The sequence below is a fragment of the Streptomyces sp. HSG2 genome (assembly GCF_016598575.1).
Classification (GTDB): domain Bacteria; phylum Actinomycetota; class Actinomycetes; order Streptomycetales; family Streptomycetaceae; genus Streptomyces.
The window spans coordinates 344056-366999 of the sequence record NZ_CP066801.1; the positions used below are offsets into that span (position 1 = coordinate 344056).

20 protein-coding genes and 1 pseudogene are annotated in these 22944 nt (G+C 72.0%); 13 read left to right on the forward strand and 8 right to left on the reverse strand.

The window, feature by feature from the left end; genetic code table 11:
• Position 1: 1 nt before the first annotated feature.
• From glgB to JEK78_RS01075, 4 genes are all read left to right on the forward strand, one after another.
• A complete protein-coding gene (glgB, locus tag JEK78_RS01060; protein WP_200262202.1) occupies positions 2 to 2224 on the forward strand; it encodes a 1,4-alpha-glucan branching protein GlgB in 2223 nt (740 codons plus the stop codon).
• 215 nt (positions 2225 to 2439) lie between these two features.
• Entirely contained in the window at positions 2440 to 4350 is a 1911-nt protein-coding gene (locus JEK78_RS01065) for an AMP-dependent synthetase/ligase (RefSeq protein WP_200262203.1), read from the forward strand.
• A gap of 159 nt (positions 4351 to 4509) precedes the next feature.
• Complete coding sequence (locus JEK78_RS01070) at positions 4510 to 5877, forward strand: NAD(P)/FAD-dependent oxidoreductase (protein ID WP_200262204.1); 1368 nt, start codon at positions 4510 to 4512, stop codon at positions 5875 to 5877.
• Positions 5878 to 5964: 87 nt separating this feature from the next.
• Positions 5965 to 8208, forward strand: a complete 2244-nt coding sequence (locus JEK78_RS01075) for an FUSC family protein (RefSeq protein ID WP_200262205.1) — start codon at positions 5965 to 5967, stop codon at positions 8206 to 8208.
• 93 nt (positions 8209 to 8301) lie between these two features.
• Here JEK78_RS01075 and JEK78_RS01080 read toward each other — a convergent pair whose 3' ends face one another.
• Together JEK78_RS01080 and JEK78_RS01085 are read right to left on the reverse strand one after the other, a co-directional pair.
• Positions 8302 to 8733 carry a hypothetical protein gene (locus tag JEK78_RS01080; RefSeq protein ID WP_200262206.1) on the reverse strand — a complete coding sequence of 144 codons (432 nt, stop codon included), beginning with the start codon at positions 8731 to 8733 and terminating at the stop codon, positions 8302 to 8304.
• 28 nt (positions 8734 to 8761) lie between these two features.
• Entirely contained in the window at positions 8762 to 9619 is an 858-nt protein-coding gene (locus JEK78_RS01085; RefSeq protein ID WP_200262207.1) for a SigB/SigF/SigG family RNA polymerase sigma factor, read from the reverse strand.
• 384 nt (positions 9620 to 10003) lie between these two features.
• On the opposite strand from JEK78_RS01085, the gene JEK78_RS01090 reads away from it, so the two are divergent.
• On the forward strand, positions 10004 to 10459 hold the full coding sequence (locus JEK78_RS01090; protein ID WP_200262208.1) for a cyclic nucleotide-binding domain-containing protein: 456 nt from the start codon (positions 10004 to 10006) through the stop codon (positions 10457 to 10459).
• 93 nt (positions 10460 to 10552) lie between these two features.
• Here the strand turns inward: JEK78_RS01090 and JEK78_RS01095 are convergent, their stop codons facing one another.
• Positions 10553 to 12226: an FAD-binding dehydrogenase gene (locus JEK78_RS01095; RefSeq protein WP_200262209.1), complete on the reverse strand. Its 1674-nt coding sequence runs from the start codon at positions 12224 to 12226 to the stop codon at positions 10553 to 10555.
• A 267-nt stretch (positions 12227 to 12493) separates the two neighbouring features.
• Here JEK78_RS01095 and JEK78_RS01100 point away from each other — a divergent pair, with 267 nt between their 5' ends.
• Positions 12494 to 13126 carry an alpha-ketoglutarate-dependent dioxygenase AlkB gene (locus JEK78_RS01100; protein ID WP_200262210.1) on the forward strand — a complete coding sequence of 211 codons (633 nt, stop codon included), beginning with the start codon at positions 12494 to 12496 and terminating at the stop codon, positions 13124 to 13126.
• A 69-nt stretch (positions 13127 to 13195) separates the two neighbouring features.
• On the opposite strand, the gene JEK78_RS01105 is transcribed toward JEK78_RS01100, so the two are convergent.
• Positions 13196 to 14068 carry a universal stress protein gene (locus JEK78_RS01105; RefSeq protein WP_200262211.1) on the reverse strand — a complete coding sequence of 291 codons (873 nt, stop codon included), beginning with the start codon at positions 14066 to 14068 and terminating at the stop codon, positions 13196 to 13198.
• Between the two features lie 197 nt (positions 14069 to 14265).
• Here JEK78_RS01105 and JEK78_RS01110 point away from each other — a divergent pair, with 197 nt between their 5' ends.
• Positions 14266 to 15819, forward strand: coding sequence for a serine/threonine protein kinase (locus JEK78_RS01110; protein WP_347341198.1), 1554 nt, complete (start codon positions 14266 to 14268; stop codon positions 15817 to 15819).
• 45 nt (positions 15820 to 15864) lie between these two features.
• Here JEK78_RS01110 and JEK78_RS01115 read toward each other — a convergent pair whose 3' ends face one another.
• Positions 15865 to 16848: an aldo/keto reductase gene (locus tag JEK78_RS01115; RefSeq protein WP_200262213.1), complete on the reverse strand. Its 984-nt coding sequence runs from the start codon at positions 16846 to 16848 to the stop codon at positions 15865 to 15867.
• Between the two features lie 139 nt (positions 16849 to 16987).
• Complete coding sequence (locus tag JEK78_RS01120; protein WP_200262214.1) at positions 16988 to 17665, reverse strand: ribonuclease H; 678 nt, start codon at positions 17663 to 17665, stop codon at positions 16988 to 16990.
• Positions 17666 to 18211: 546 nt separating this feature from the next.
• Here JEK78_RS01120 and JEK78_RS01125 point away from each other — a divergent pair.
• The 5 genes and pseudogenes from JEK78_RS01125 to JEK78_RS01145 all read left to right on the forward strand — a co-directional run bounded on the left by JEK78_RS01125 (position 18212) and on the right by JEK78_RS01145 (position 20541).
• Positions 18212 to 18676 carry a hypothetical protein gene (locus tag JEK78_RS01125; protein WP_200262215.1) on the forward strand — a complete coding sequence of 155 codons (465 nt, stop codon included), beginning with the start codon at positions 18212 to 18214 and terminating at the stop codon, positions 18674 to 18676.
• 27 nt (positions 18677 to 18703) lie between these two features.
• Positions 18704 to 19039, forward strand: coding sequence for a metalloregulator ArsR/SmtB family transcription factor (locus JEK78_RS01130; protein WP_200262216.1), 336 nt, complete (start codon positions 18704 to 18706; stop codon positions 19037 to 19039).
• Positions 19040 to 19738: a cation transporter gene (locus JEK78_RS01135; protein WP_200262217.1), complete on the forward strand. Its 699-nt coding sequence runs from the start codon at positions 19040 to 19042 to the stop codon at positions 19736 to 19738.
• An 81-nt stretch (positions 19739 to 19819) separates the two neighbouring features.
• Positions 19820 to 20257: pseudogene (locus tag JEK78_RS01140) on the forward strand (ATP-dependent Clp protease proteolytic subunit); the annotation flags it as partial.
• An 8-nt stretch (positions 20258 to 20265) separates the two neighbouring features.
• Entirely contained in the window at positions 20266 to 20541 is a 276-nt protein-coding gene (locus JEK78_RS01145; RefSeq protein ID WP_200262219.1) for an ATP-dependent Clp protease proteolytic subunit, read from the forward strand.
• 43 nt (positions 20542 to 20584) lie between these two features.
• Here the strand turns inward: JEK78_RS01145 and JEK78_RS23640 are convergent, their stop codons facing one another.
• Positions 20585 to 21013 (reverse strand): helix-turn-helix transcriptional regulator, encoded by a 429-nt coding sequence (locus JEK78_RS23640; RefSeq protein ID WP_277953058.1) that lies wholly within the window; start codon positions 21011 to 21013, stop codon positions 20585 to 20587.
• Positions 21014 to 21272: 259 nt separating this feature from the next.
• Here JEK78_RS23640 and JEK78_RS01155 point away from each other — a divergent pair, with 259 nt between their 5' ends.
• On the forward strand, positions 21273 to 22160 hold the full coding sequence (locus JEK78_RS01155; RefSeq protein WP_200262220.1) for an RNA polymerase sigma factor SigF: 888 nt from the start codon (positions 21273 to 21275) through the stop codon (positions 22158 to 22160).
• A 45-nt stretch (positions 22161 to 22205) separates the two neighbouring features.
• On the opposite strand, the gene JEK78_RS01160 is transcribed toward JEK78_RS01155, so the two are convergent.
• Complete coding sequence (locus JEK78_RS01160; RefSeq protein ID WP_200262221.1) at positions 22206 to 22658, reverse strand: ATP-binding protein; 453 nt, start codon at positions 22656 to 22658, stop codon at positions 22206 to 22208.
• Between the last annotated feature and the right edge of the window lie 286 nt (positions 22659 to 22944).

Sequence of the window (22944 nt, forward strand, 5' to 3'; positions counted from 1 at the left end):
CGTGGCGCTCCACGACACCTCGTCCACCGAGCCGTCGGGTCCCGTGTCGGCGGAGCCTTCCGGGCGCAGTCCGGCACCCCCGCTCGCGCCGGAGGACCGGGAACGGCTGCTGACGGGGGCTCACCATGACCCTCACGCACTGCTGGGCGCCCATCCGGTGCCGGGCGGGGTCGTCTTCCGGGCTCTTCGCCCCTTCGCCGAGGCCGTGTCGGTGCGGACGGAGGACGCGAGGCACGACCTGGTGTCGGAGGGGGACGGACTCTTCTCGGCCCTGGTCCCCCTCGACGGGGTGCCCGTCTACACGCATCTCGTCGTCTACGGCGAGGACCGACGGGAGCTGCACGATCCGTACCGCTTCCTCCCCTCGCTGGGCGATCGGGATCTGCGCCTGATCGGCGAGGGCCGTCACGAGGAGCTGTGGCGGGCGCTCGGCGCACGTCCCCTGACCCACCAGGGCGTGGCCGGGACCCGCTTCACCGTGTGGGCGCCGAACGCCCTGGGGGTGCGGGTGGCCGGGGACCTCAACTTCTGGGACGGCACAGCTCACCCCATGCGTTCCCTCGGTGCCACGGGGGTGTGGGAGCTGTTCCTCCCGGGCGTCGAGGAGGGTGCGGTCTACAAGTTCGAGATCACGGCGCGCGACGGCCGTCGGTTCCTCAAGGCCGATCCCATGGCCCGCGCCGCGGAGCCGCCGCCGCGCACGGCCTCCGTCGTCACCACCGGCCACCACCGGTGGCGCGACCAGGACTGGATGCGCCACCGCGCCGACACCCCCGCCCACGAGGCGCCGTTCTCCGTCTACGAGGTCCACCTTCCCTCCTGGCGTCCGGGCCTGGACTACCGACGGCTCGCCGAGGTCCTGCCCGCCTACGTCCGGGATCTCGGCTTCACCCACGTGGAGTTGATGCCCGTCTCCGAGCATCCCTACGACCCGTCGTGGGGCTACCAGGTCACCGGATACTACGCTCCCACGGCCCGGCTCGGCGGCCCCGACGACTTCCGCCACCTCGTCGACGCCTTCCACCGGGACGGCATCGGCGTCATCCTCGACTGGGTGCCCGCCCACTTCCCCAAGGACGAGTGGGCCCTGGCCCGCTTCGACGGGGAACCCCTCTACGAGCCCGCCGACCCGCTGATGGCGGAACACCCCGACTGGGGCACGCTGGAGTTCGACCTCTCCCGCACCGAGGTGCGCAACTTCCTGACCGCCAACGCCGTCTACTGGTGCCGGGAGTTCCACATCGACGGCCTCCGGGTCGACGCCGTGGCGTCCATGCTCTACCTCGACTACTCGCGTGCTTCCCACCAGTGGCGCCCCAACGAAAACGGCGGCAACCAGAACCTCGCCGCCGTCTCCTTCCTCCAGGAGATGAACAGCACCGTCTACCGGTGTTGCCCCGGGGTCGTCACCATCGCCGAGGAGTCGACCGCCTGGGACGGGGTCACCCGGCCCGCCCACGTGGGCGGTCTCGGTTTCGGCCTCAAGTGGAACATGGGCTGGATGCACGACACCCTCCAGTACCTCGCCCGGGACCCGGTGTACCGCGCGCACCACCACCACGACATGACCTTCTCCATGGTCTACGCCCACACGGAGAACTACCTGCTGCCGATCTCCCACGACGAGGTGGTCCACGGCAAGCGCTCCCTGGTCTCCAAGATGCCCGGCGACTGGTGGCAGCGCCGCGCCCATCACCGGGCGTACCTCGCCTACATGTGGGCCCATCCGGGCAAGAAGCTCCTCTTCATGGGACAGGAGTTCGCCCAGGGGGCCGAGTGGTCGCACGAGGCGGGACCGGACTGGTGGCTGCTGGACCCGGCCTACCCCGCGGAGCCCGACCATCGAGGGGTCCAGGACCTGGTGCGGGACCTGAACGCCCACTACCGCCGCGCGCCCGCGCTCTGGCGGCGGGACACCGACCCCGCCGGATTCCGTTGGGTCGCGGCCGACGCCGCCGACGACAACGTCCTCGCCTTCCTCCGCCTCGACACGCACGGCGCCCCCGTGCTTGCCGTCTCCCACTTCTCCCCCGTCGTCCGCGACGACTACCGGCTCGACGTTCCCGCGGAGCACCCTTCCTGGCGCGAGGTGCTGAACACCGACGACGCACGGTACGGCGGCACGGGCGCCACGCGTCCGCACACCCTGCGTGCCGAGGACGGCCGTCTCCGCCTCACCCTGCCTCCCCTCGCGACGATCTGGCTCACGCCCGCCGACGAGTGACGACGGGGACGTCGACGCGTCGATCGGTGCCACTCGGCCGACATCCGGGCCTCGGGCCGGCCGTGCGGCGGGCCGTCCCGGCGCGCGGAGCCGGCCACGACCGCGGCGACTTCTCCCGTCCGTGCCCCCGAACCCGCTCCTTCGGCTACATTCGAGCCCCGCCGATGACGCTGCTCATCGGATCCGTCACTCCCCGTACCCGTCAGGAGCCGCGTATGCGCGACGCCGCACCGGCCACGCCGGCCGTCCCGCCCCTGACCGGAGGGCTCGCGGACAAGTTGTTCGAGACCGGTGCTCGGCGGCCCGAGCTGGCCCTCCTGGCTCGTCGCACCGGTGGCCCCGACGGTCCCTGGCGGGAGATCGCCGCCCGCGAGGTCCGGGATCAGGTGGTGGGGCTGGCGCGGGGCCTGATGGCGCACTCCATCGCGCCGGGGGACAGGGTCGCCGTCATGGCCCGGACTCGGTACGAGTGGACGGTGTTCAGCCACGCCCTCTGGGCCGTGGGTGCCGAACTGGTGCCGGTCTACCCGACCTCCTCGCGCGAGCAGGTCGAGTGGATCCTGCGGGACGCCGGCTGCGCGGCGGCGCTCGTCGAGGACGAGCGGGGTGTGATGACCGTCGGGTCGGTGTGCGGGTCGCTCCCGGCCCTGCGACACATCTGGCAGATGGACGCGGGTGCGATGGAGGAGCTGGTGGCGCGGGGGGAGCGCGTTCCACCGGCGGCCGTGGAGTCGATGCGTCGCCTGGTGCTTCCCGACTCCACCGCCGTGGTGGCCTACACCTCGGGCACCGGCGGGCGGGCCCGGGGCTGCGCGTTGAGCCATCGCGGCCTGGCCGATCCGTGCGACACCCTGCTGGCGGGCTGGGGCCACACAGCCGCGGAGCCGGGTGGGCAGGGCGCGGTCCTGGCCTTCCTGCCCTTCGCGCACGTCTACGGGCTGATGGTGCAGAGCCTGTGCGTCCGGGGCGGCCTGTTGTTGGCGCACGAACCGGAGATGACCGACCAGGCGCTGTCCGGCGCGCTGCGAACCTTCCGACCGACATACCTCTACGCCGTGCCCTCGCTCCTGGAACGGATTTACAAGAACTTCCTGGGCGCCGCGCGTCGGTCCGGTCGCGAGGCGCTGTTCGAGCGCGCGGCGGAGACCGCCAGGGAGTTCGCGGCCGCTCGGGAGGGGTCGCGGCTCACGGGCGGAGCGGGGCCGGGTCTGGACCTCAGAGTTCGGCATTCCCTGTACGAACGGACGGTCTACCGGCGGCTGCGGTCGACGTTGGGCGGCAGGGTGCGCCGGGCGACCTGCGGGGGGTCGGCACTCAGCCGGGAGCTGTCGCTCTTCTTCGAGGGGATCGGCATCTACGTCCACGACGGGTACGGCCTCACCGAGACCGGCGGCGGGGTCACGATGCAACCGCTGGGCCGGGAAAAGTCGGGAACCGTCGGGCGACCGTTGCCGGGCACGGAGGTGCGGGTGGCCGACGACGGCGAGGTCCTGCTCCGGGGGCCGTCGGTGTTCCAGGGGTACACGGGTCACAGCGCGGGGACGACGGGGACCGTGCTGCGGGACGGCTGGCTGGCCACCGGGGACCTCGGCCGAGTGGACGAGGAGGGATACCTGACGATCACCGGGCGCAAGAAGGACGTGATCGTCACCAGTGGCGGCAAGAGCGTGGCGCCGGCTGCCCTGGAACAGCGGCTGCGGATGCATCCGCTGGTCCACCAGGCGGTGCTGGTGGGAGACGACCGGCCGTGTGTCGGGGCCCTGATCACCCTCGACCCCGAGTTCCTGAAGCACTGGAGGGCGGGGCAGACCCTGCCGGGCGATGCCCCGGCGCGGGAGGCCCGAGAGGAGAGCGCCCTGCGCGAAGAGGTCGCCCGTGCGGTCGCCGCCGCCAACAGCATCGTGTCACGCGCCGAGTCCATCCGCGTGTTCCGGATCCTGCCGCGCCCTTTCGACATCGCCGGGGGGCTGCTGACCCCGTCGCTGAAGCCGCGTCGTGACGCGATCGCGCACACATACGCCACCGAGATCGACGCGATGTACGCCGCCCGTTCGCGTGGCCGCCCGGGTGTGGCACACGACGATCCGCGACGGTGGGAGGACACGGGGAGCCTGTTCCGGCCGTGACACCGGGTGGCCGCCCCCTGCCGGCGGCCCGGGCCGGGGCGCTCTCGACTGGCGCGAACCGCGTCGGCACGATGGGATCGAGGGGGTGCCGGGCCGCGGCCCCGGGGCACACGGAGGGTGTGTGAAGCTCCCGTGGCCGCAGCGAGGGAAGGACACGCCGTGACACGACCCAGGATTCTGGTGGTCGGCGCCGGTTTCGCCGGCGTGGAGTGCGTCCGCCGTCTGGAGCGTCGGCTCTCCCCGCACGAAGCCGACATCATGCTGGTCACCCCGGTCTCGTACCAGCTCTATCTGCCGTTGTTGCCGCAGGTCGCCTCTGGCGTGCTGACCCCCCAGTCGATCGCCCTCTCGCTGCGACGCAGCCGGCGGTACCGGACCAGGATCGTCCCAGGTGGCGCGATCGGTGTCGACCTGGAGGCGCGAGTCTGCGTCGTGCGGACCATCACCGACCGCACGATCGACGTCCCCTACGACTACATCGTGCTGGCTCCGGGCAGCGTGACCCGCACCTTCGACATCCCCGGCCTCGGCGAACACGCATACGGCATGAAGACCCTGGCCGAGGCCGCGTACATCCGCGATCACGTCATCACCCAACTGGACCTGGCCGACGCCAGCCAGGACCCAGAGGAACGGGCCTCCCGGCTGCGGTTCGTCGTCGTCGGCGCGGGCTACGCGGGAACGGAGACCGCCGCCTGCCTCCAGCGGCTCACCCACGCCGCGGTCAAGCGCTACCCGCGTTTGGACCCACGGTTGATCAAGTGGCATCTGATCGACATCGCCCCCAAGCTCATGCCCGAACTGGGCGAGAAGCTCGGGACGAGCGCCCACGAGATCCTGAGCCGACGCGGCATCGAGATCTCCCTCGGGGTCACGGTCGACCGGGTCGGGGACGAGGAGGTCGTGCTCACCGACGGGCGGGTGGTCCCGACCCGGACGCTCATCTGGACCGCCGGTGTGGTCGCCAGCCCGCTGATCGCCACCCTGGGAGCGGAGACCGTGCGAGGGCGCCTGGTGGTCACCCCGGAGCTGGTCGTGCCGGGCCACCACGGGGTGTTCGCCCTCGGCGACTCCGCCGCGGTGCCCGATCTGGCCAAGGGCGCCGAGAGCGCCGTCTGTCCGCCGACCGCGCAGCACGCCATGCGCCAAGGGCGGGTCGCCGCGGCCAACATCATCGCGACCTTGCGCCACCAGCCCCTGCGTCCCTACGAGCACCGGGATCTGGGACTCGTCGTCGACCTGGGTGGCACGGACGCGGTCTCCAGGCCGCTGGGGGTGGAACTGCACGGCCTGCCCGCCCAGGCGGTGGCCCGGGGCTACCACTGGTCCGCGCTGCGGACCGGGGTCGCCAAGGCCCGGGTGATGACCAACTGGGTGCTCAACGCCATGGCCGGCGACGACTTCGTCCGCACCGGCTTCCAGGCCCGCCGCCCGACGCGGCTGAAGGACTTCGAGTACACCGACGCGTACCTGACCCCCGAGCAGGTGCGGGAGCGTGTGGAGAGGGCCGGTCGCGCCGCCCCGTGACCCGGACTCACGGCTCGGCCGACGCCGTGACATGCTGGGACGTGGATCTCTGCGGCTGACGGAGCGGACGGAAGCGAGCAAGACGGCGTGAGGGCAGGCAGGCGCCCGGGGCGGACCCGGCTGCGGGACCGCGTCGCCGCGTCGGATCCCGGTCTGCTCCGGCTGATAGCCGGGCTCCGCACGGTCGGTGCCATCGCCCTGACGCTGGCCGTACTGGCCCCGTTCGGGGTCGGCGTGGCTCTCCTGGTTGCCGGGGCCATGACGGCGATGACGGCGACGTTCGCCATCAAGGACAAGCAACGACGGGCGCAGGCGGCGACCCTGGCCCTCGGTCTGCCGGTGGCACTGGTCTCGGTGACGCTCGGGGCGGTGCTCTCCGCGCGAAACGTAGTGGGCGGCGTCTTCTTCGTCGTCCTCATCTTCTTCGCCGTATACGGACGCCGCTTCGGCGACCGGGGCACCGCGCTCGGGTTGATCTGCTTCCAGGTCTACTTCGTGTCCCTCTTCGTCGAGGCGTCGGTGGCGGACCTGCCCGGGTTGTACGCGGCGATCACCGCCGCGTTCGCCGCCGGCGCGTTGATGCGGTTCGGCTTCGTGCCGGCCACCCCCACGGGTGTGCTGCGACGCCTGCGGCAGGCCTTCCGGGCCCGGCTGGCGCAGTTGATCGAGGCACAGATGCACCTCCTGGAAGCCGACGCCGACGACATCGACGCGGTCCTCGAGGAAGTACGGGACGGGAACGCGCGGCTGCACGAGACCGCGTTGATGATCCAGTCCCGGCTGGAGGAGGGGACTCGCGACCCGGCCGCCGCCCGGTTGGTGCAGCGACGGATCGCCGATGCCGAGATCGCCGCGGAGCGGCTGGGGCTCCTGCTGCTGAGGGCCCGCAGCGCCGAACGCGCGGACACCCTGACGCTGCACCTGCCGGGGGCTCCCGCACCCTCCATCGCCCTGCCGGCGGCGGGGGACGAGGCGACGGCACTGCTCCGCCGCGAGTTCGGCGCCTTGCGGGCCCTGGTGGTCGTCCCGCCCACACAGGCTCGCGGAACGGCGCTCTCCCAACTGCGCAACCGACTCCTCGGCTACCGTGACGAGGAGAATCTGCCCGTCGCGCTCCCCGCCGTCCAGGACGTCCTGCGCGGGTTGGGAGAGGCCGCGCGGGCCGTCATGGGGCTGCGGATCGCGTTGGAGGGGCCGCAGGACGAATCGGACGACTCCCCCTCCACGGCCCGCTCGCGCGAGGAACTGGACGCCGAGGACGCGGCGATCGACGCCGAGGCCGACACGCCCGAGGACGAGCCGACCGGGTTGCGACGACCGACCACGCGCGCGGCGATCCAGGTGACGATCGGGTCGTCGCTCGCGATCGTCGGCGGCGAGATGCTCTCCGCCCAGCGGTGGTACTGGGCGGTCATGGCCTGCTGGATCGTGTTCCTGAACACGGCCTCCACCGGCGAGATCCTGGTCAAGGGCTACCGGCGTGTCCTGGGAACCCTGTTCGGGGTGGTGGCGGGCATCGTGTTGGCCGGGCTGGTCGGCAATCGGGCCTGGCTGGCCTTCGCCCTGGTCCTGGTGTTCGTCTTCGCGGCCTTCTACACCGCGCCGCTGTCGTACACGCTGATGTCCTTCTTCGTGACGGCCATGCTGGGGCTGCTCTACACCCTGCTGCACACGTACAGCCTCGACGTGCTGCTGCTGCGGATCGAGGAGACGGTGCTGGGGGCGGCCTGCGGGATCCTCGCGGCGGCGGTGGTGCTTCCGGTGCGCACCGACAGGCGCACCGACGAGTTGCTGGTGACGGCCCTGGAACGCCTGGGCGAGGTCACCGAGGCCGCTGTCGACCAGCTCAGCGGCGACCCGGCGACGGACTTGTTGGATCGGGCCCGCGACCTGGACCAGGCGCTCGGCGACTTCCGCGCGGCCACGCGTCCCCTGACCCACCCGATCACGCCGCTGCGAACCCGGCGCGACACGGCGCGCTACGTGGTCGCGCTGTTGGAGACCTGCGCCTACCACGCACGGGCCCTCGCCGCCACCGCCGAGTTGCTCCCCACGCACCCCTCGATCGCCGCGGACCCGCGCCTTCGCGGCGCGGTCCAGCGAACCGTGCGCAACATCGAGACCATCGCGGCGCGCCTCGACGGCGGCTCCTCTCGGGCCGAGGTCGAGACCGGGCCCAGCATCGCCTCGCTCCTCCGACCGGAGGTGTCGGGGACACCACGCTACGGCAGGGTCACCGGTCGGGTGCTTCGCCACTTGGAGCGCCTCGACGAGGCCGTGGTGGGCCTGGCCCGACCCCTGCGGGTGCCGGTGGCGGCACCCGAGCGCTGAGAAGAGGGACCCGATGTCCGGACGGCGGGCGTCCGGTGGCGCCGGGCGTGCTCGCCGACCCGGGGTCGGGGGTGGAGGCATTGGCCCCGGGCCCTAGAAGTCCGTCGGCAGTCCGCTCGCCGCGGCGATCCCCCGGAGCTCCTCGTTCCTCCGGTGCCGCTCGCGGAGGCAGTCCGCGATGGCGCCGAGCCGGTCCGGGTCGGCGGCCGTGGCCGCGTCGGTGACCACCCTGACGGGGCCGGTCTCCTCCGTGTCGATCTCGACGACCTCGTTGTCGAGTCGGCCGGTCACGGCAGTGGCGACGACGAGCGCCGCCTCGTCGCGGACCACCTGGGGCAGCGCGTCGGTGTCCGCGCCGTCCAGCGAGAAGTCGATGGTGGGCAGCCGGTCCTCGTCGAGGGCCCGCAATACGGGCTCCACGACCCTGAGCAGGAGCCCGTAGTCCTCGGTCTCCATGCGGATCCGCAGCAGACCCAGGTAGACGTCCACGGGACGGCCGTCGGGCGGGATCTCGTGTGCGTTCATCGTGGGCGTGTTCCCCTCCCGTCGTGGATCAGGCCTCCTCGACGTCACGTGGACGAGGATCGGGCCCCATCGCCTCGTCGCGCACCAGGGCGCAGCTGCGGTTGATGAGCCGGGACACGTGCATCTGCGAGATGCCCAGCCGCTCCGCAATGCGGCTCTGTGTCATGTCCTCGAAGAAGCGTAGGTAGAGGATGGTGCGTTCGCGCTCGGGCAGGCGGCGCAGCCCCTCCTTCGCGGACTCGCGGTCGACGACGACGTCGTAGGCGGCGTCGGCCCCCCCGAGGGTGTCGGCGAGGTTGTACCCGTCGTCGCCGGTCGACAGTTCGGCGTCGAGCGACAGGGTGCTGAAGCTCTCCAGGGCTTCGAGGCCGGCGGCGACCTCTTCCTCGCTCAGCCCGGTCCTCTCGGCCAGGTCGGCCGGCGAGGGCTCGGGGCTCCCCGGGGTCTGGGCGAGCTCGCGGCGAGCCACCCGCACCTTGTTGCGCAGTTCCTGCACGCGGCGGGGCACCCGGAGCGCCCACATGCGGTCCCGGAAGTGCCGCTTGACTTCTCCGGTGATGGTGGGCACCGCGTAGCTCTCGAACGCCCCCCGGGCCGGGTCGAACCGGTCGACGGCCTTGACCAGCCCCAGCGCCGCCACCTGACGCAGATCCTCGACGCTCTCCCCCCGATCCCGGAACCGACCTGCGATGCGATGGGCCATGGGCAGCCAGGCGGTGACCAGCTCGTCACGGACGGCGTCGTACTCGGGGCCTTCGGCCAGCCCCGCCAGCCGGTCGAAGAGCGCGGCGGTGTCCGGGGCGTCGTCGTGCCTGCGTCGACCGGCCCTCGGGGGTGGAGGGGTCCCGGTCGAGGCGTCGCGAGTCGCGGGTGTGTCGATCAGCATGCGGATTCGCCTCCCATGAACGGTGGCGTCTCAGGACACTCCGCGGGAGCGGCCGACCGGTGCGCTTGGCCGCCGAGCGGCGCCGCCGCTCCCGCTCCCGCGCTTCAAGCCTGGTCGCGAGGTGTGAAGACCCCGCGCGACCACGGCGAACCGGACTTCGCCTCACCCGCCGGAGGCACTCCGGCGGTACCACCACCGTCCTTCGGCGGCGGCCGGACGGCAAGTCGAGCCCCCCGCGGCGCGGCGCCCCGGGCGGGACGTCCCCGCGCCGAGGTGCCCCAGACCGCCACTGCCGTTGAAATGGAGGGAGGGGAAGCCCCGGCACCGAATCCTCGGCTTCGTTCCCCCCGACCGGGGTCGGGGCAGCCGCGAAGGAAAGCCACGATGACCAAACCGATCAAGCTGCTCACGGCGCTGCCTCCGCACCAGCGTCACCGGCTGACGGACCTGGCCCGCGAGGTGGCCTTCCCCGAGGACGCCCACATCTTCGAGGCGGGCGAGCCTGCCGACCGCTTCTGGGTGATCCGCTCAGGCGCGGTCTCCTTGACCCAGCGGACCGGAACGCCGCGCCCAGTCACCGTCGCGGGCCTGGGACCCGGCGATCTGCTCGGCTGGTCCTGGCTCTTCCCGCCCTACCGATGGGACTTCGGCGCGGAGGCGTTCAGCCCGGTGCGAGCCCACGAGTTCGACGCCGAACGGGTCCTGGCACTCTGCGAGGCGGAACCGGACGTCGGCCTGGTGCTCGTGCGTTCCGTCGCCGAGATCCTCGCACACCGGCTGGAGGCGACCCGGGGCAAGCTCATCGAGCAGTACGCGCTGCACCGGCACGACCCGGCGTGAGGTCCCACGCCGACGACCGAACGTGCCGCGGGTCCCGTTCGACGGCGTCTTCGCGCCACGGGCACCGGGCTCGGGCGTCCCGGGGGTGACCTCTCACGCGGTCAGCCGAGCCGCCGCGCGGCCCGCCGCACGGCCGGAGAAGAGACAGCCACCGAGGAAGGTGCCCTCCAGCGCGTTGTAGCCGTGTACTCCACCACCCCCGAAACCCGCCGCCTCCCCTGCCGCGTAGAGCCCCTCCACCGGGTCGCCGTCGACGTCGAGGGCCCGGGATTCCAGGTCGGTCTGGATCCCGCCGAGCGACTTCCGGGTGAGCACGTGCAGCTTGACACCGACGAGGGGCCCGGCGTCGGGGTCCAGGATTCGGTGCGGGGCGGCGACTCGGCCCAGGCGGTCGCCGATGTACCGACGGGCGTTGCGGATGCCCTGGATCTGCGCGTCCTTGCTGTAGGGGTTGGCCAGTTGGGTGTCACGTGCCTGGATCTGTCTCCGGATCGAGGCTGCGTCCAGGAGTGGCTCGTCGGTCAGTGTGTTCATCCGGCCGACCAGTTCGTCCAGGTCGGGCGCGGTGACGAAGTCCGCTCCGCGGCGGAGGAAGGCCTCCACCGGCGCTGGAGCACCCCCGCCCAGGATCCGATCGCGGAGGAACGCGATCCGGTCCTTGCCGGTGATGTCCGGGTTCTGCTCCGATCCGGAGAGGGCGAACTCCTTCTCGATGATCCGTCGGGTGAGGACGAACCACGAGTGGTCGTGCCCGGCCAGGTCCTGCCGGGTCCGAAGGTGACGCAGCGTGCCGAGCGTGTCGTAGCCCGGCAGGCAGGGATCCGGCAGGCGGCGACCGAGGGCGTCGAACCACATGGAGGAAGGCCCCGGCAGGATGCGGATGCCGTGTCCGGGCCAGATCGGGTCCCAGTTGCGCAGGCCCTCCGTGTAATGCCACATGCGATCGCGGTTGACCAGCCGGGCGCCCGCGGCCTCGCTGATGTCCAGCATCCGTCCGTCGACGTAGGCGGGCACACCGGTGACCATCTCCCGCGGGGGCGTGCCGAGTCTCTCGGGCCACAAGCGCCGGATGGTGTCGTGGTCGGCGCCGATGCCCCCCGAGGCGACGATCACCGCCTGCGCGGTCAACTCGAACGAGCCGATCACGACGCGACCGGAGGCGACGCCGCGCGGCGAGTGATCCTCGGCGAGCACGCTGCCGCGGACGCCCCGTGTGGCGCCCTGGTCGACGACGATCTCGTCCACCCGGTGGCGGTGGTGGAAGGTCAACAGACCGTCCACCACCGCCTGCCGGGCGGAACGCGCGAAGGGGGCGACGATGCCGGTGCCCGTGCCCCAGGCGATGTGGAAGCGGGGCACGGAGTTGCCGTGCCCCGCCGCGCGGAGATCGCCGCGTTCGGCCCAGCCGACGGTGGGGAGCAGGGTGATGCCGTGCTCACGCAGCCACGAACGCTTCTCCCCGGCCGCGAAGTCCACGTACGCGCGTGCCCAGCGAACCGCCCACGAGTCCTCGTCCCGGAGTCGGTCGAACCCGGCGCTCCCTCGCCAGTCGTTCCAGGCCAGCTCGGGGGAATCGCGGACGCCCAGGCGTCGCTGCTCCGGGGAGTCGACCAAGAACAGCCCGCCGAACGACCAGAACGCCTGCCCTCCCAGGTTCGCCGGGTTCTCCTGTTCGACCAGCGCCACACGGCGGCCCCGGCGGGTCAGCTCGTGAGCGGCGACGAGGCCCGCGAGGCCTGCTCCCACCACGATGACGTCGGCATCCATGGCGACGGTTCCTTCCTCGTCTGGCGACCGCTCCCCGGCGAGGCGCCGCGGGGCGGACCGCTCGGCGCGTGGCGAGAGGCCGTGTCGACGGGACGGCGCCGGCTGTCCGAGGCGAACGGGAGAACGCCTCGTCGGATGGTCACGGTCCTGCTCCTTGGGCAGGGAACGTAGCCGATGGTGGGCCCCGGGAGGAAGAGCCGCCCCGTGCCGGCCACCCTCGACCATCCTTAATCAAACGTTTTTTCGAATAGCGGGTACGCTGTCCCCATGTCCACGCACCACCTCCAGGGCTCCCTGTTCGACCAGTCCGACGACCCGCGTCCGACCTCCCTGGCCGGTATACGCCGCACGTCGCTCGGCGCGGGTGCCTGGATCGACGTGCTACCGGCCTGGCTCAGCGGCTCCGACCGGCTGTTCACCACGCTCGCCGAGGAGGTGCCGTGGCGGGCCGAGCGGCGCGCCATGTACGAGAGGGTCGTCGACGTGCCCAGGCTTCTCGCCTACTACGGCGCGGGCGAACCGCTGCCTCATCCGGTACTCGACGAGGCCCGCGAAGCGCTGACGGCGCACTACGCCGGGGAGTCGGGCGAGGCCTTCGCCACCGCCGGGCTGTGCCTGTACCGCGACGGGCGGGACAGCGTCGCCTGGCACGGTGACCGGATCGGCAGGGGCGCCCGGGAGGACACCATGGTGGCCATCCTGTCCGTGGGCGCCCCCCGTGACCTGCTGCTCCGCCCCTCGCGGGGAGGGGCGTCGCCGGTCCGACGGTCGCTGGGCCACGGCGACCTGATCGTCATGGGCGGCTCGTGCCAACGCACGTGGGAGCACTGCGTGCCCAAGACCGCGCGCGCCACGGGCCCGCGGATCAGCGTACAGTTCCGGCCGCGCGGCGTGCGCTGAGCCGGCGACGGCCCCCGGGAGGGGGACCGACACGTCGGTCCCGCCGCCGGGCCACCGAGACCGACGCGATCAGACATGCGGAACCACGGCGACCGGACAATCCGCGTGGTGCAGGACCCCGTGGGCGACCGAGCCGACACGGGCTCCGAGCGCCGTCCGGCGCGCCCGCCGACCGACCACCAGGAGTTGCGCCCGGCCCGACACCGAGAGCAGGACCTGGCCGGCACTGCCCATCTCCACGTGTTCCACGACCGGCACGTCGGGGAAGCGCTCGCGCCACGGCCGCAGCGCCGCGGCCAGCGCCCGCTCCTCAAGAGGCTCCAGGCCCCCCGCCTCGTCGAGCAGCTTCAAAGTGGCCTGGTTGTAGGCGTAGAGCGGTGGCAGCGTCCAGGCACGGACCGCCCTGACCGCGGCGCCTCGCGAGGCGGCGGTCTCGAAGGCGAACCGCAGGACGTCCGCGCTGTCCTCGGGCTCGCCGTGCTGCCCGACGACGATCTCGTGGCCGGCCACCTCCCCCTGGGCCCTGTCCCCCGCCCTCACCAGGACGACGGGACGCGAGGTCTCCGCGATCACCTGCCGGCCTACGGAGCCGAGCAGGAAGCCGACGAGGCCGCCGTGCCCCCGGGAACCGAGCACCAACGCGGCGGAGGCGGACGCCGCGGTCACCAGGGTGTCGACGGTTTCCCCTTCCAGGACGTCCACCGACACCTCGAGACCGGTGTGGCGCTCGACGACCGCCCGGACCGACTCCGTCACGACCCCCAGCACCCACTCCTCCTGGGCGTCCCGATCTCCGAGGCCGGCCTGGTCGAGTGGCTCGAATCGCCAGGCGTGCACCACGCGCAGGGGCGTGTCACGCCGAACGGCTTCCCTGGCGGCCCAGGCCAGCGCGGCCAGACTCTCCTTCGAACCGTCCCACCCAGCCGTGATCGGGCGCGTCATGGAGATCCTCCCTGTGTACGGTCGATGCTGCCCCGACAGTCTTCCCCACACCGTCCCCGCGGTTGCCGGAGGGTGCGGGTCGTCGCGGGATCCGCGTCGACGCCGGGATCGAGAGCGGGACCGCGTTGAACGCTCCCCGGACGGCCCGCCGTACACCTGGAGGAACCGGAGACGACGGTCGCGAGCAAGGGATGGCCATGGACAGGGCGCGTGCCTCGGCAGACAGGTGGGTCGCGGGACGGTATCGGCGCCTCCAGGTGATCCACCAGGAGGACAACCTCGTCTCGTGGTCCGGTGAGGACGCCGAGACGGACCGTCCGTGCCTCGTCCAGCGAATCGAGTTGGCGGAGCACTTGGGCGCGCGAGGGGCACGGGAGGCGGCGGAGCGGGTCGTGGAGGCGCACCGGAGGGTGGGTGCGCTGTGCCCGAGCGGAGTGGCCACGGTGATCGACGCCATGGTGGAGGACGGCTCCCTGTGGGTGGTGACCGAGTGGGTACGCGGCACGCCGCTGAGTGAACTCCTTCTGGAACGAGGCAGACTCGATCGCCCCAGAGCCGCCCGGATCGGACTCGGCGTCCTCGACGTGTTGGAAGCGGCCCACGAGGCGGGCGTCACCCATGGGGAGCTGAGTCCGGGGCAGGTCTTCGTCCAGGACGGGGACCGCGTGGTGCTCACCGGCTTCGGGACGGCCGGGACCGGGTCCCGCCCCCGCCTCACCGCCCCGTCCTATGCCGCCCCCGAACAGGTCAGGGGCGAAGTACCGGGACCGGCTGCCGACTTGTGGGCGTTGGGCGCGATCCTGCACGCGACGGCACGAGGACGTCCGCCCGCCTCCGAACGGAGCGGGCCCGGCGGCTTCGACCGGCCGAGGCCGAGCGTGTGGCCCGGGGCGTGGGGCAGGGCGGTTCGGCGGACGCTCCGCCCGGACCCGCGTGACCGGCCGGACCACGAGACGGTCCGCGCAACCCTCCGGCGGGTGGCGATCGGGGATGGCCCCGGTCCCTCGACCACCCGGTCCCGGGCGCACGACCCCTGTGCTCGGGCGATCCCGGCGGACGGTCGACGCGGCGGCCGGGCGATGCTCGCCGGCACCGCGTTGGCCGCGGGCACGGTGACCGTGGTGGTGTTGGCCACGGCCCACGGCCTGCCACGCTCCGATGGCCCCGCCGCACCCCTCCCGCCTCGATCGTCCGCGCCGGCCTCGCCCGAGGTGCCCGGCACTCCCGGTCCGGATTCCGCGGCGCCTTCGCCCGGGGCCGAGTCGTCCCCGGGGGTTCCCGCCGGTTTTCGGACGTACACGGCCCGGGAGGGCTTCTCGGTGGCCCTGCCCGAGGGGTGGCGGCGAATCGACACGCGGCGGGTGTCCGACCTCGCGTACCGGATCGTGTTCGGGACCCGAGGGGACCCACGCACCCTGGCCGTCACCCACAGCACTCGTGTGGGTCCCGACCCGGTGGCCGTCTGGCGCGACGACGTGGAGCCGGGACTGATGAGCGCGTCCGGCTACGACAGGCTGGGCGAGATTCGGGCAACGACCCACCAGGGCCGACGGGCCGCCGACATGGAGTGGCTCGCGGAGGTCGACGGCTCGCGGTTCCGGACCTTCGGCCGCGGTTTCCTGATCGGCGAGGGCCGCGGCTTCTCGCTTCGCTTCACCGCGCCGGCCGGCGACTGGCGGGAACCGGCCAACGAGGGGGCGCTCGCCACCTTCCTTCGGACCTTCCGGGAGCCGGGCGGCGGCCCGAGGTGAGGCACGTCGTCGTCCGGCCCGGCGAGCGCCGGCCCGGACGTGGCCTTACCAGCGGGCTTCGACCTGCTCGCGGATCCGCCGGTCGTAGAGATCGCCGATGGCGGTGACGGTTCGCTCGGGCAACGCGGGCAACAGGGCCGCCCGCGCGTTGGCCCGGGCCTGTTCCGCGTTGCGCGCGCCGGGGATCACGGTGGTGACGCCGGGCTGCCCGACGATCCAGCGCAGCGCCAGTTGGGCCGGGGTGTAGCCCTCCGGAGCGAGGGAGGAGAACTCCGCCGCGGCCCGGACGCCGGTCGCGTAGTCGACGCCCGAGAAGGTCTCCCCTTGGTCGAAGGCCTCGCCCTTCCGGTTGAAGGCCCGGTGGTCGTCGGCGGCGAAGACGGTGTCCTCGGTGTACTTCCCCGAGAGGAGGCCGGAGGCCAACGGCACCCGGGCGATGACGCCCACCCCGGCCTCGACGGCGGCGGGCAGCACCTCTCGCAACGGCTTCATCCGGAACGGGTTGAGGATGATCTGCACGGAGGACACATGAGGCCGGGCGATGGCGGTCAAGGCCTCGGCACACGTCTCGACGCTGACACCGTAGGCGGCGATCCGCCCCTCTTCGACGAGGGTGTCGAGCGCGTCGTACACCTCGTTTCGGGAGTAGACCGGGGTGGGCGGGCAGTGCAGTTGCACCAGGTCGAGGGTGTCGACGCCCAGGTTCCGGCGCGAGCGGTCGGTCCAGGGGCGGAAGTTGTCCAGGACGTAGTTCCCGGGGATCTGCTCGACGCGCCGCCCCATCTTGGTGGCCACCGTCACGTCCGAGCCCCGATGGTCGCGCAGGAACGTCCCGATGGTCTCCTCGCTGCGCCCGTCGCCGTAGACGTCCGCCGTGTCGAAGAACGTCACGCCGGCGTCGGCGGCTGCCCTCAGGACTCCCAGGGCCTGCTTCTCGTCGACGGCGCCCCAGTCCGCCCCCAGTTGCCAGGTGCCCAGGCCGATGACCGACGCCCGCCTACCCGACCGTTCGAATACTCGTTGTTCCATGGGGCGCAGTCTGCCACCCGCCGCCGCCGGCCTCCGGTGCCGACTCGCGAGTCGGTGCGCGGCGGCGAAGCGGCCGGACCGCGTGTCGACCCTGCAGCGCGCCGGGAGCCACCTCGTTCCCGGGCTTTCGAAGCGCGCCCTATTCGACGGCGACGCGCCGACAGGCCGGGTGGCCCCACCCCACGTCGTTCCTCGCGATGAGCTCGCCCGCGCCGTAGCCGCTCCCGCACGCGCAGCGCCCCGGGAACTTCGCCTTGATCGTCCGCGACGATCCGCCGCTCTTTTCCCCTCCGCCCCGTCGGCGCTCTCCGCCCTTGGGCGGGTTCTCCGAGGCGGGGGGCGGCGGCGATTCGAGCGCGCTGCCCGCCGGCTCCTGCGTGACGGCGGCCCGGCCGGCGGCCCGGTCGGCGAAGTCGTTGAGTCGATCACCGTCGACCTGGTGGGCTCGGACATAGCGGAACTCGACGGCCCGGTCGGCGAGCAGCCCGTCGATGGCCACCACCAGTTCCCGATTGGCGACGGGTTTGCCCGCGGCGGTCCGCCAGCCGTTGCGTTTCCAGTTGGGCAACCACGTGGTGACGGCCTTCATGGCGTACTGGGAATCCATCCGGACCTCCAGCGGCACCATGGGGTCGGTCGACGCCAGCAGCCGCTCCAACGCCGTCAACTCGGCGACGTTGTTGGTGGCGGAGCCGAGGGGACCGGAGTCCCAACGGACCGGATGCTCGTTCTCGTCCGCCACGACCCAGGCCCATCCGGCCGGCCCGGGATTGCCCTTCGAGGCCCCGTCGCAGGCGGCCACCACACGTTCGCGCATGGCGCCGATGATGCCACGGAGGAGGATGCGTCCCCGACCCGGACGGACATCGGCGGGGAGAGTGAGTACGGCGGACCACGACGGGCCGCTGTCCCAAGAGCCGCCCGCGCGAGATCTGCGTGGGCTGTCGCCGCGAGAACATGGTCACCTACCGCACGGCCGGCGGCGAGGCGCTCCGCTCCTCCTGCGGCGCCACGCACCACCCTGTCCCGAATGCGGACGGACCCAGCGCCCGCCGCCGGCGCGTCACACAGGCCCGGGTAGACGGCGTTCGCGCGTACGTCATCCAGGTGGTCCGGCTGCTCAACTGGCTCCACGCGCGAGGAGTCGCACTCAGCTCGTGCACCCAGGACCTTCAGGACGTGTGGTTGGACGACCACCCCGCCCGCAGCCCCCGCGTCAACGGCTTCCTCGTCTGGACCAGCCGCAAGGGTCACACCCGGAAGCTGACCGTCGAGATCTCCGCCTCGGTTCACCGGGCAGCTCATCGCCCAGGACACCCGGTGGCGCCTGGTCGACCGGCTTGTTCACGACGAGGAGATCCCCGTGGCCGACAAGGCGGCCGGACTCCTTGCCCTGCTGTTCGCCCAGGAGCCGTCCCGCATCATCGCCCTCGCCACCGGCCACATGGACATCAACGGTGACGAGGTGACCCTTCGGCTCGGCAGGGTCCCCGTCCGGATGCCACCGCCTTTGGACGGCTACCTCCGTACGCTCCACTCCGAAACGATGGCCCGGGACACCGCCGCCGAGCGCCGGCTGTTCCCTGGGCGCCTCCCCGCACAGCACCTCAGCTCCAAGCGGCTGGCCAGCCGCCTCCGGCCCCCCGGCGTCCGACCGCGGGGCCCGGAACACCGCCCTGATCGAGCTAGCCTCCGAGCCGCCAGCGGTCGTCGTCAGCTGCCTGCTCGGCACCACCAGAACACCGCCGGCACCTGGCACCGTCTCGCCGGCCAGGACCATACCTACGCCGCGGACATCACCCGCCGACAACAATCCACACTTCTCTGAATTCAGGATTCTATGTACTGTCGTGGCGTGCTCACACTCGCCGCTGACATCGAGGTGCCGGCGCGGTTCGGCCGCGCCCTCGCCGACCCCATCTTCTGCCACATCCCGCTCACCCTGCACGAGGCACCGGCCTACCCCGCCGACCTCGCCGACGCCCTGGAGATCTCCCGGACCCGGCTGTCGAACCACCTGGCCCGCCTGCGCGACCGCGGCCTGGTCGTCACCGTTCCCGACGGCCGGCGTACCCGCTACGAACTCGCCGACGAACGTCTCGGCCACGCGCTCGCCGCCCTGCGCACGGCTGTGGTCGCCGTCGAGGACGACAAGACCTGCCCAGACGCCACCGAGAAGGGCTGCTGCTGAATGACCGCGATATCCCTCGGCCCCAGCCCCGCCCGCCGTGACACCCTCACCCGGCGCATACGCCTCCTCGTCGCCGCGACCATTGCCTACAACGTCATTGAAGCGATCGTCGCCATCACCGCCGGCGCCCTCGCCTCCTCCACCGCACTGATCGGTTTCGGCCTCGACTCGGTCATCGAGGTCTCCTCCGCCGCGGCCGTCGCCTGGCAGTTCTCCGCCCGCGACCACGCCGTCCGCGAAGGCCGCGAACAGCGCACCCTGCGGATCATCGCCGTCTCGTTCTTCGCGCTCGCCGCCTACGTCAGCATCGACTCCGCCCGCGCACTGACAGGCACCGGCGAAGCCGACCACTCCATCCCGGGTATCGTCCTCGCCGCGCTTTCCCTGGCGATCATGCCGTTCCTCTCCGCGGCCCAGCGCAAAACCGGCCGTGAACTCGGCTCCGCCTCCGCCATCGCCGACTCCAAGCAGACCCTGCTGTGCACCTACCTCTCCGCCGTGCTCTTGGTCGGCCTGCTGGCCAACCTCCTGCTTGGATGGTCCTGGGCCGACCCGGTCGCCGCCCTCGTCATCGCCGCCATCGCCGTCAAGGAAGGCCGCGACGCCTGGCAGGGCAAGGGCTGCTGCGCGCCTACCGCTCACGCCCCTGCCGCGACGACCGAAGGAACCTGCGGTTGCGCAGAGGGCTGCAGCCGCTGACGACCTTTCCCGAGGTCGGTCCGGGTGCTTCGGGCCGACCTCGGCGCGTCTATCGCACAACTTCCGATAGCCGGAACCACCAGCGTCTACGTCCACAGCCCGGGCGGGTCCGCGCACGCGGGGCTCGCCGTCTACGACACCATGCGGTTGATCCCCCACGACGTGTCCACGCTGGCCCTGGGGTTCGCGGCGAGCATGGGGCAGTTCCTGGTCACCTGTGGCACACCGGGCAAACGCCACGCGTTGCCGCACGCGCGGCTGATGATGCACCAACCCTCGGCGGGCATCGGGGGCACGGCCTCGGACGTCGAGATCCAGGCGGTCCATCCGGAGTTCACCAAGCGGACGATCGAGCGGATCACGGCCGATCACACCGGTCGTTCTCCGGAGACCATCGCGCGGGGCGGGGACAGGGACCGCTGGTTCACCGCCGAGCAGGCCGTGGAATACGGGCTCGTCGACAAGGTGACGGACTCCCTCGCGGACCTGCGCCCCGCGGCGTCGCGCCGGCGGATGTGACTGTGACGATGTCCTACACGATTCCGCACGTCGTGGAGCGGACCCCGCGAGGCGAGCGCTCCTACGACGTGTTCAGCCGGCTGCTGTCCGAGCGGACCGTCTTCCTCGGCACGGAAATCGACGACGTGGCCGACGTCGTCGTCGCCCAGCTCCTCCACCTGGAGTCGGCGGCCCCGGAGACGCTGCGCGCGGACATGGACCGGGACAAGGTCCTGACCGCGCCGGAGGCGGTGGCCTACGGACTGGCCGACGAGATCCTCGAATCGCGACAGACGGGAGGCTGATCACGTCGTCGCCCCGGCCGGGCCGGCCGGGGCGACGACGGCGTCAGGCAGCCAGGCAGAGCGCCTCGGGGCGACCACGCGAGGCGACGGGGCGGGAAGCCCGGAGAGGGGCGACACGCGGAACGAGCTCGACGTGGGCCCGGAGCAACAGGTCACCCAGGTTCAACCCGAGCCCTCGGGCGGCGGCGGCGAGCACCTCCGAAGACGCCTCCTTGCGTCCCCGCTCGACCTCGGAGAGGTACGGCATCGAGATCCGGGCGGCCTCCGCGACGTCCTTCAGCGTCCGCCCTTGGGCGAGGCGCTCCCGGCGCAACACGCCGCCGACGAGGTCGCGCCAGAGCGGCTCTCTCGTCCCGGGCGATTCGCTCGGCTCGCGGGGACCGGGAGCCGCGGGCGACCGGGGGGCGGATCGAAACGGCGTGGTGGTGGACACCGGTGGGGACTCGGCTGGTTTCACGGTTCGACTGGTCACCTCCTCAGCCTAGGAGCGTCGCCGCGCCCCGCACCGCGCACCGCGTTTCGCCGTCGGAAGAACACGTCGGTTCGCCTGAAACAGGCGCACGAAGCCGAGAGAATTCGCGGACATAAACAGTCATAACGGAATTCTCGTTCTCAATCTCCGCACGTTTTCGGCCAGTCGGGAGTTTCGCGGGCATGCGGCGCCCGGGTCGGGGTATCCGGACCGCGAAGGACCTCGTGAGACCGAATCGTGACGTAGCGTGGGAGAGGGAGTGGACACCGCCGTGATCCAGTCGCAGGTACAGGTTGTCGGGGAGACCGCCGAGGCCGGCACGGGCGGCGGTCCCCTCCCGGACGTCCGGGACGCCCGGGCCGTGGCACCCCGCGACGCGCGGGAGTTGTCGCGTCACTTCTTCCGGCGGTTGACGGAGCTGGAGGAGGGCACGCACGAGTACCAGTACGCGCGCAACACCCTGATCGAGATGAACATGTCGCTCGTCCGGTTCGCGGCCGGACGCTTCCGCGAGCGCGGGAACGACATGGAGGACATCGTCCAGACCGGGATGATCGGCCTGATCAAGGCCATCGACCGGTTCGACCTCTCTCGGGAGGTCGAGTTCACCTCCTTCGCACTGCCGTACATCATGGGCGAGATCAAGAGGTTCTTCCGGGACACCACCTGGGCGGTTCACGTACCGCGTCGACTGCAGGAGCTGCGCGTGGACCTCGCGAAGGCCCGTGAGGAGCTGGCAGGTCGGCTGGACCGGGAGCCGACGGTGTCCGAGCTGGCCACCTTGATGGACATTTCCGAGGACGAGGTGATCGAGGGGCAGATCGCCTCCAACGGCTACAACTCCTCCTCGCTGGACGCGGCGCTGACCGGGGACGGCCCCGAGGGTGGGGAAGCCGTGCTCGCCGACTTCATCGGCGTGGAGGAGGACGGGCTGCGGCTGGTCGAGGACTTCCACGCGCTGGCCCCGCTCATGGCGGAGTTGAGCGACCGAGATCGCCGCATCCTCCATCTGCGCTTCGTCGAGGAAGCCACACAGGCGGAGATCGGCGCGCGGCTGGGCTGCTCGCAGATGCACGTGTCCCGGCTGATCCGCCGCATCATCGGTCGGCTGCGCGAGGGGATGCTCGGCGAGTTGGGCGCCGCCTGACGGTCCGACGGGTGTCGGGTGGCGGCCGGTCCGGGCCGCCACCCGTCACCCGTCGAGCGTCATGACCGCGCGCACCCGCTTCCCCACGGGCACCCGCTCCACCGCCATGTCCGCGACCAGAGCCCGCACGATCTCCAGGCCGTGCCCGCCGATCCGCTCGGGATCGCGAGGGTAGACCTGCGGCACGACCCCGCTGCTGTCGTAGACGCACACCGAGACGGCGGCGTCGGTTCCCTCGAGCTCCAGGATGTACGGTCCCTCGCTGTGCCGGTCGGCATTGGTGACGAGCTCGCTGACCACCAGCAGCACCGCTCCGTCGACCCGCGGACCGATGGCGGCGCACCACTCCGTCCTGAGCTGGTCCAGGAACGCGGAGGCGAAGGCGCGCGCCTCGGCGATGCTGCCGGGCTCGCCGGTGTAGTGTGCCGCCCGCCGTAGCGGTTCCACGGGCACGTCGAAGCCAGTCGATGTCACTGCCCCGTCCAAGTGCTCGATCACTGCTCTTCTCTCTCGGTACCGACCGACCGGAGTCCGTCGCATCACTCTGGTACCCCGGGCTCGGTCGGTCAGTCCCCCGCTGCCACAGTGCGGGGAGCGTCACACTCCGGGAGTGCGTCCGCGAGGGCCGCCGGAGCGGAAGAGTACTGGCCCGCGAGGATCTCGGGCGGTCCACCCGGGGCACGGCTTCGGGTGCGGAACCGGGCGGAGCGCGCCGGGTCGCCGCGGTCGGAGGGGGTCCGCGAGGACCGGCGACCCGCCGCTCGATTCCCCAGTGGGGGCCACA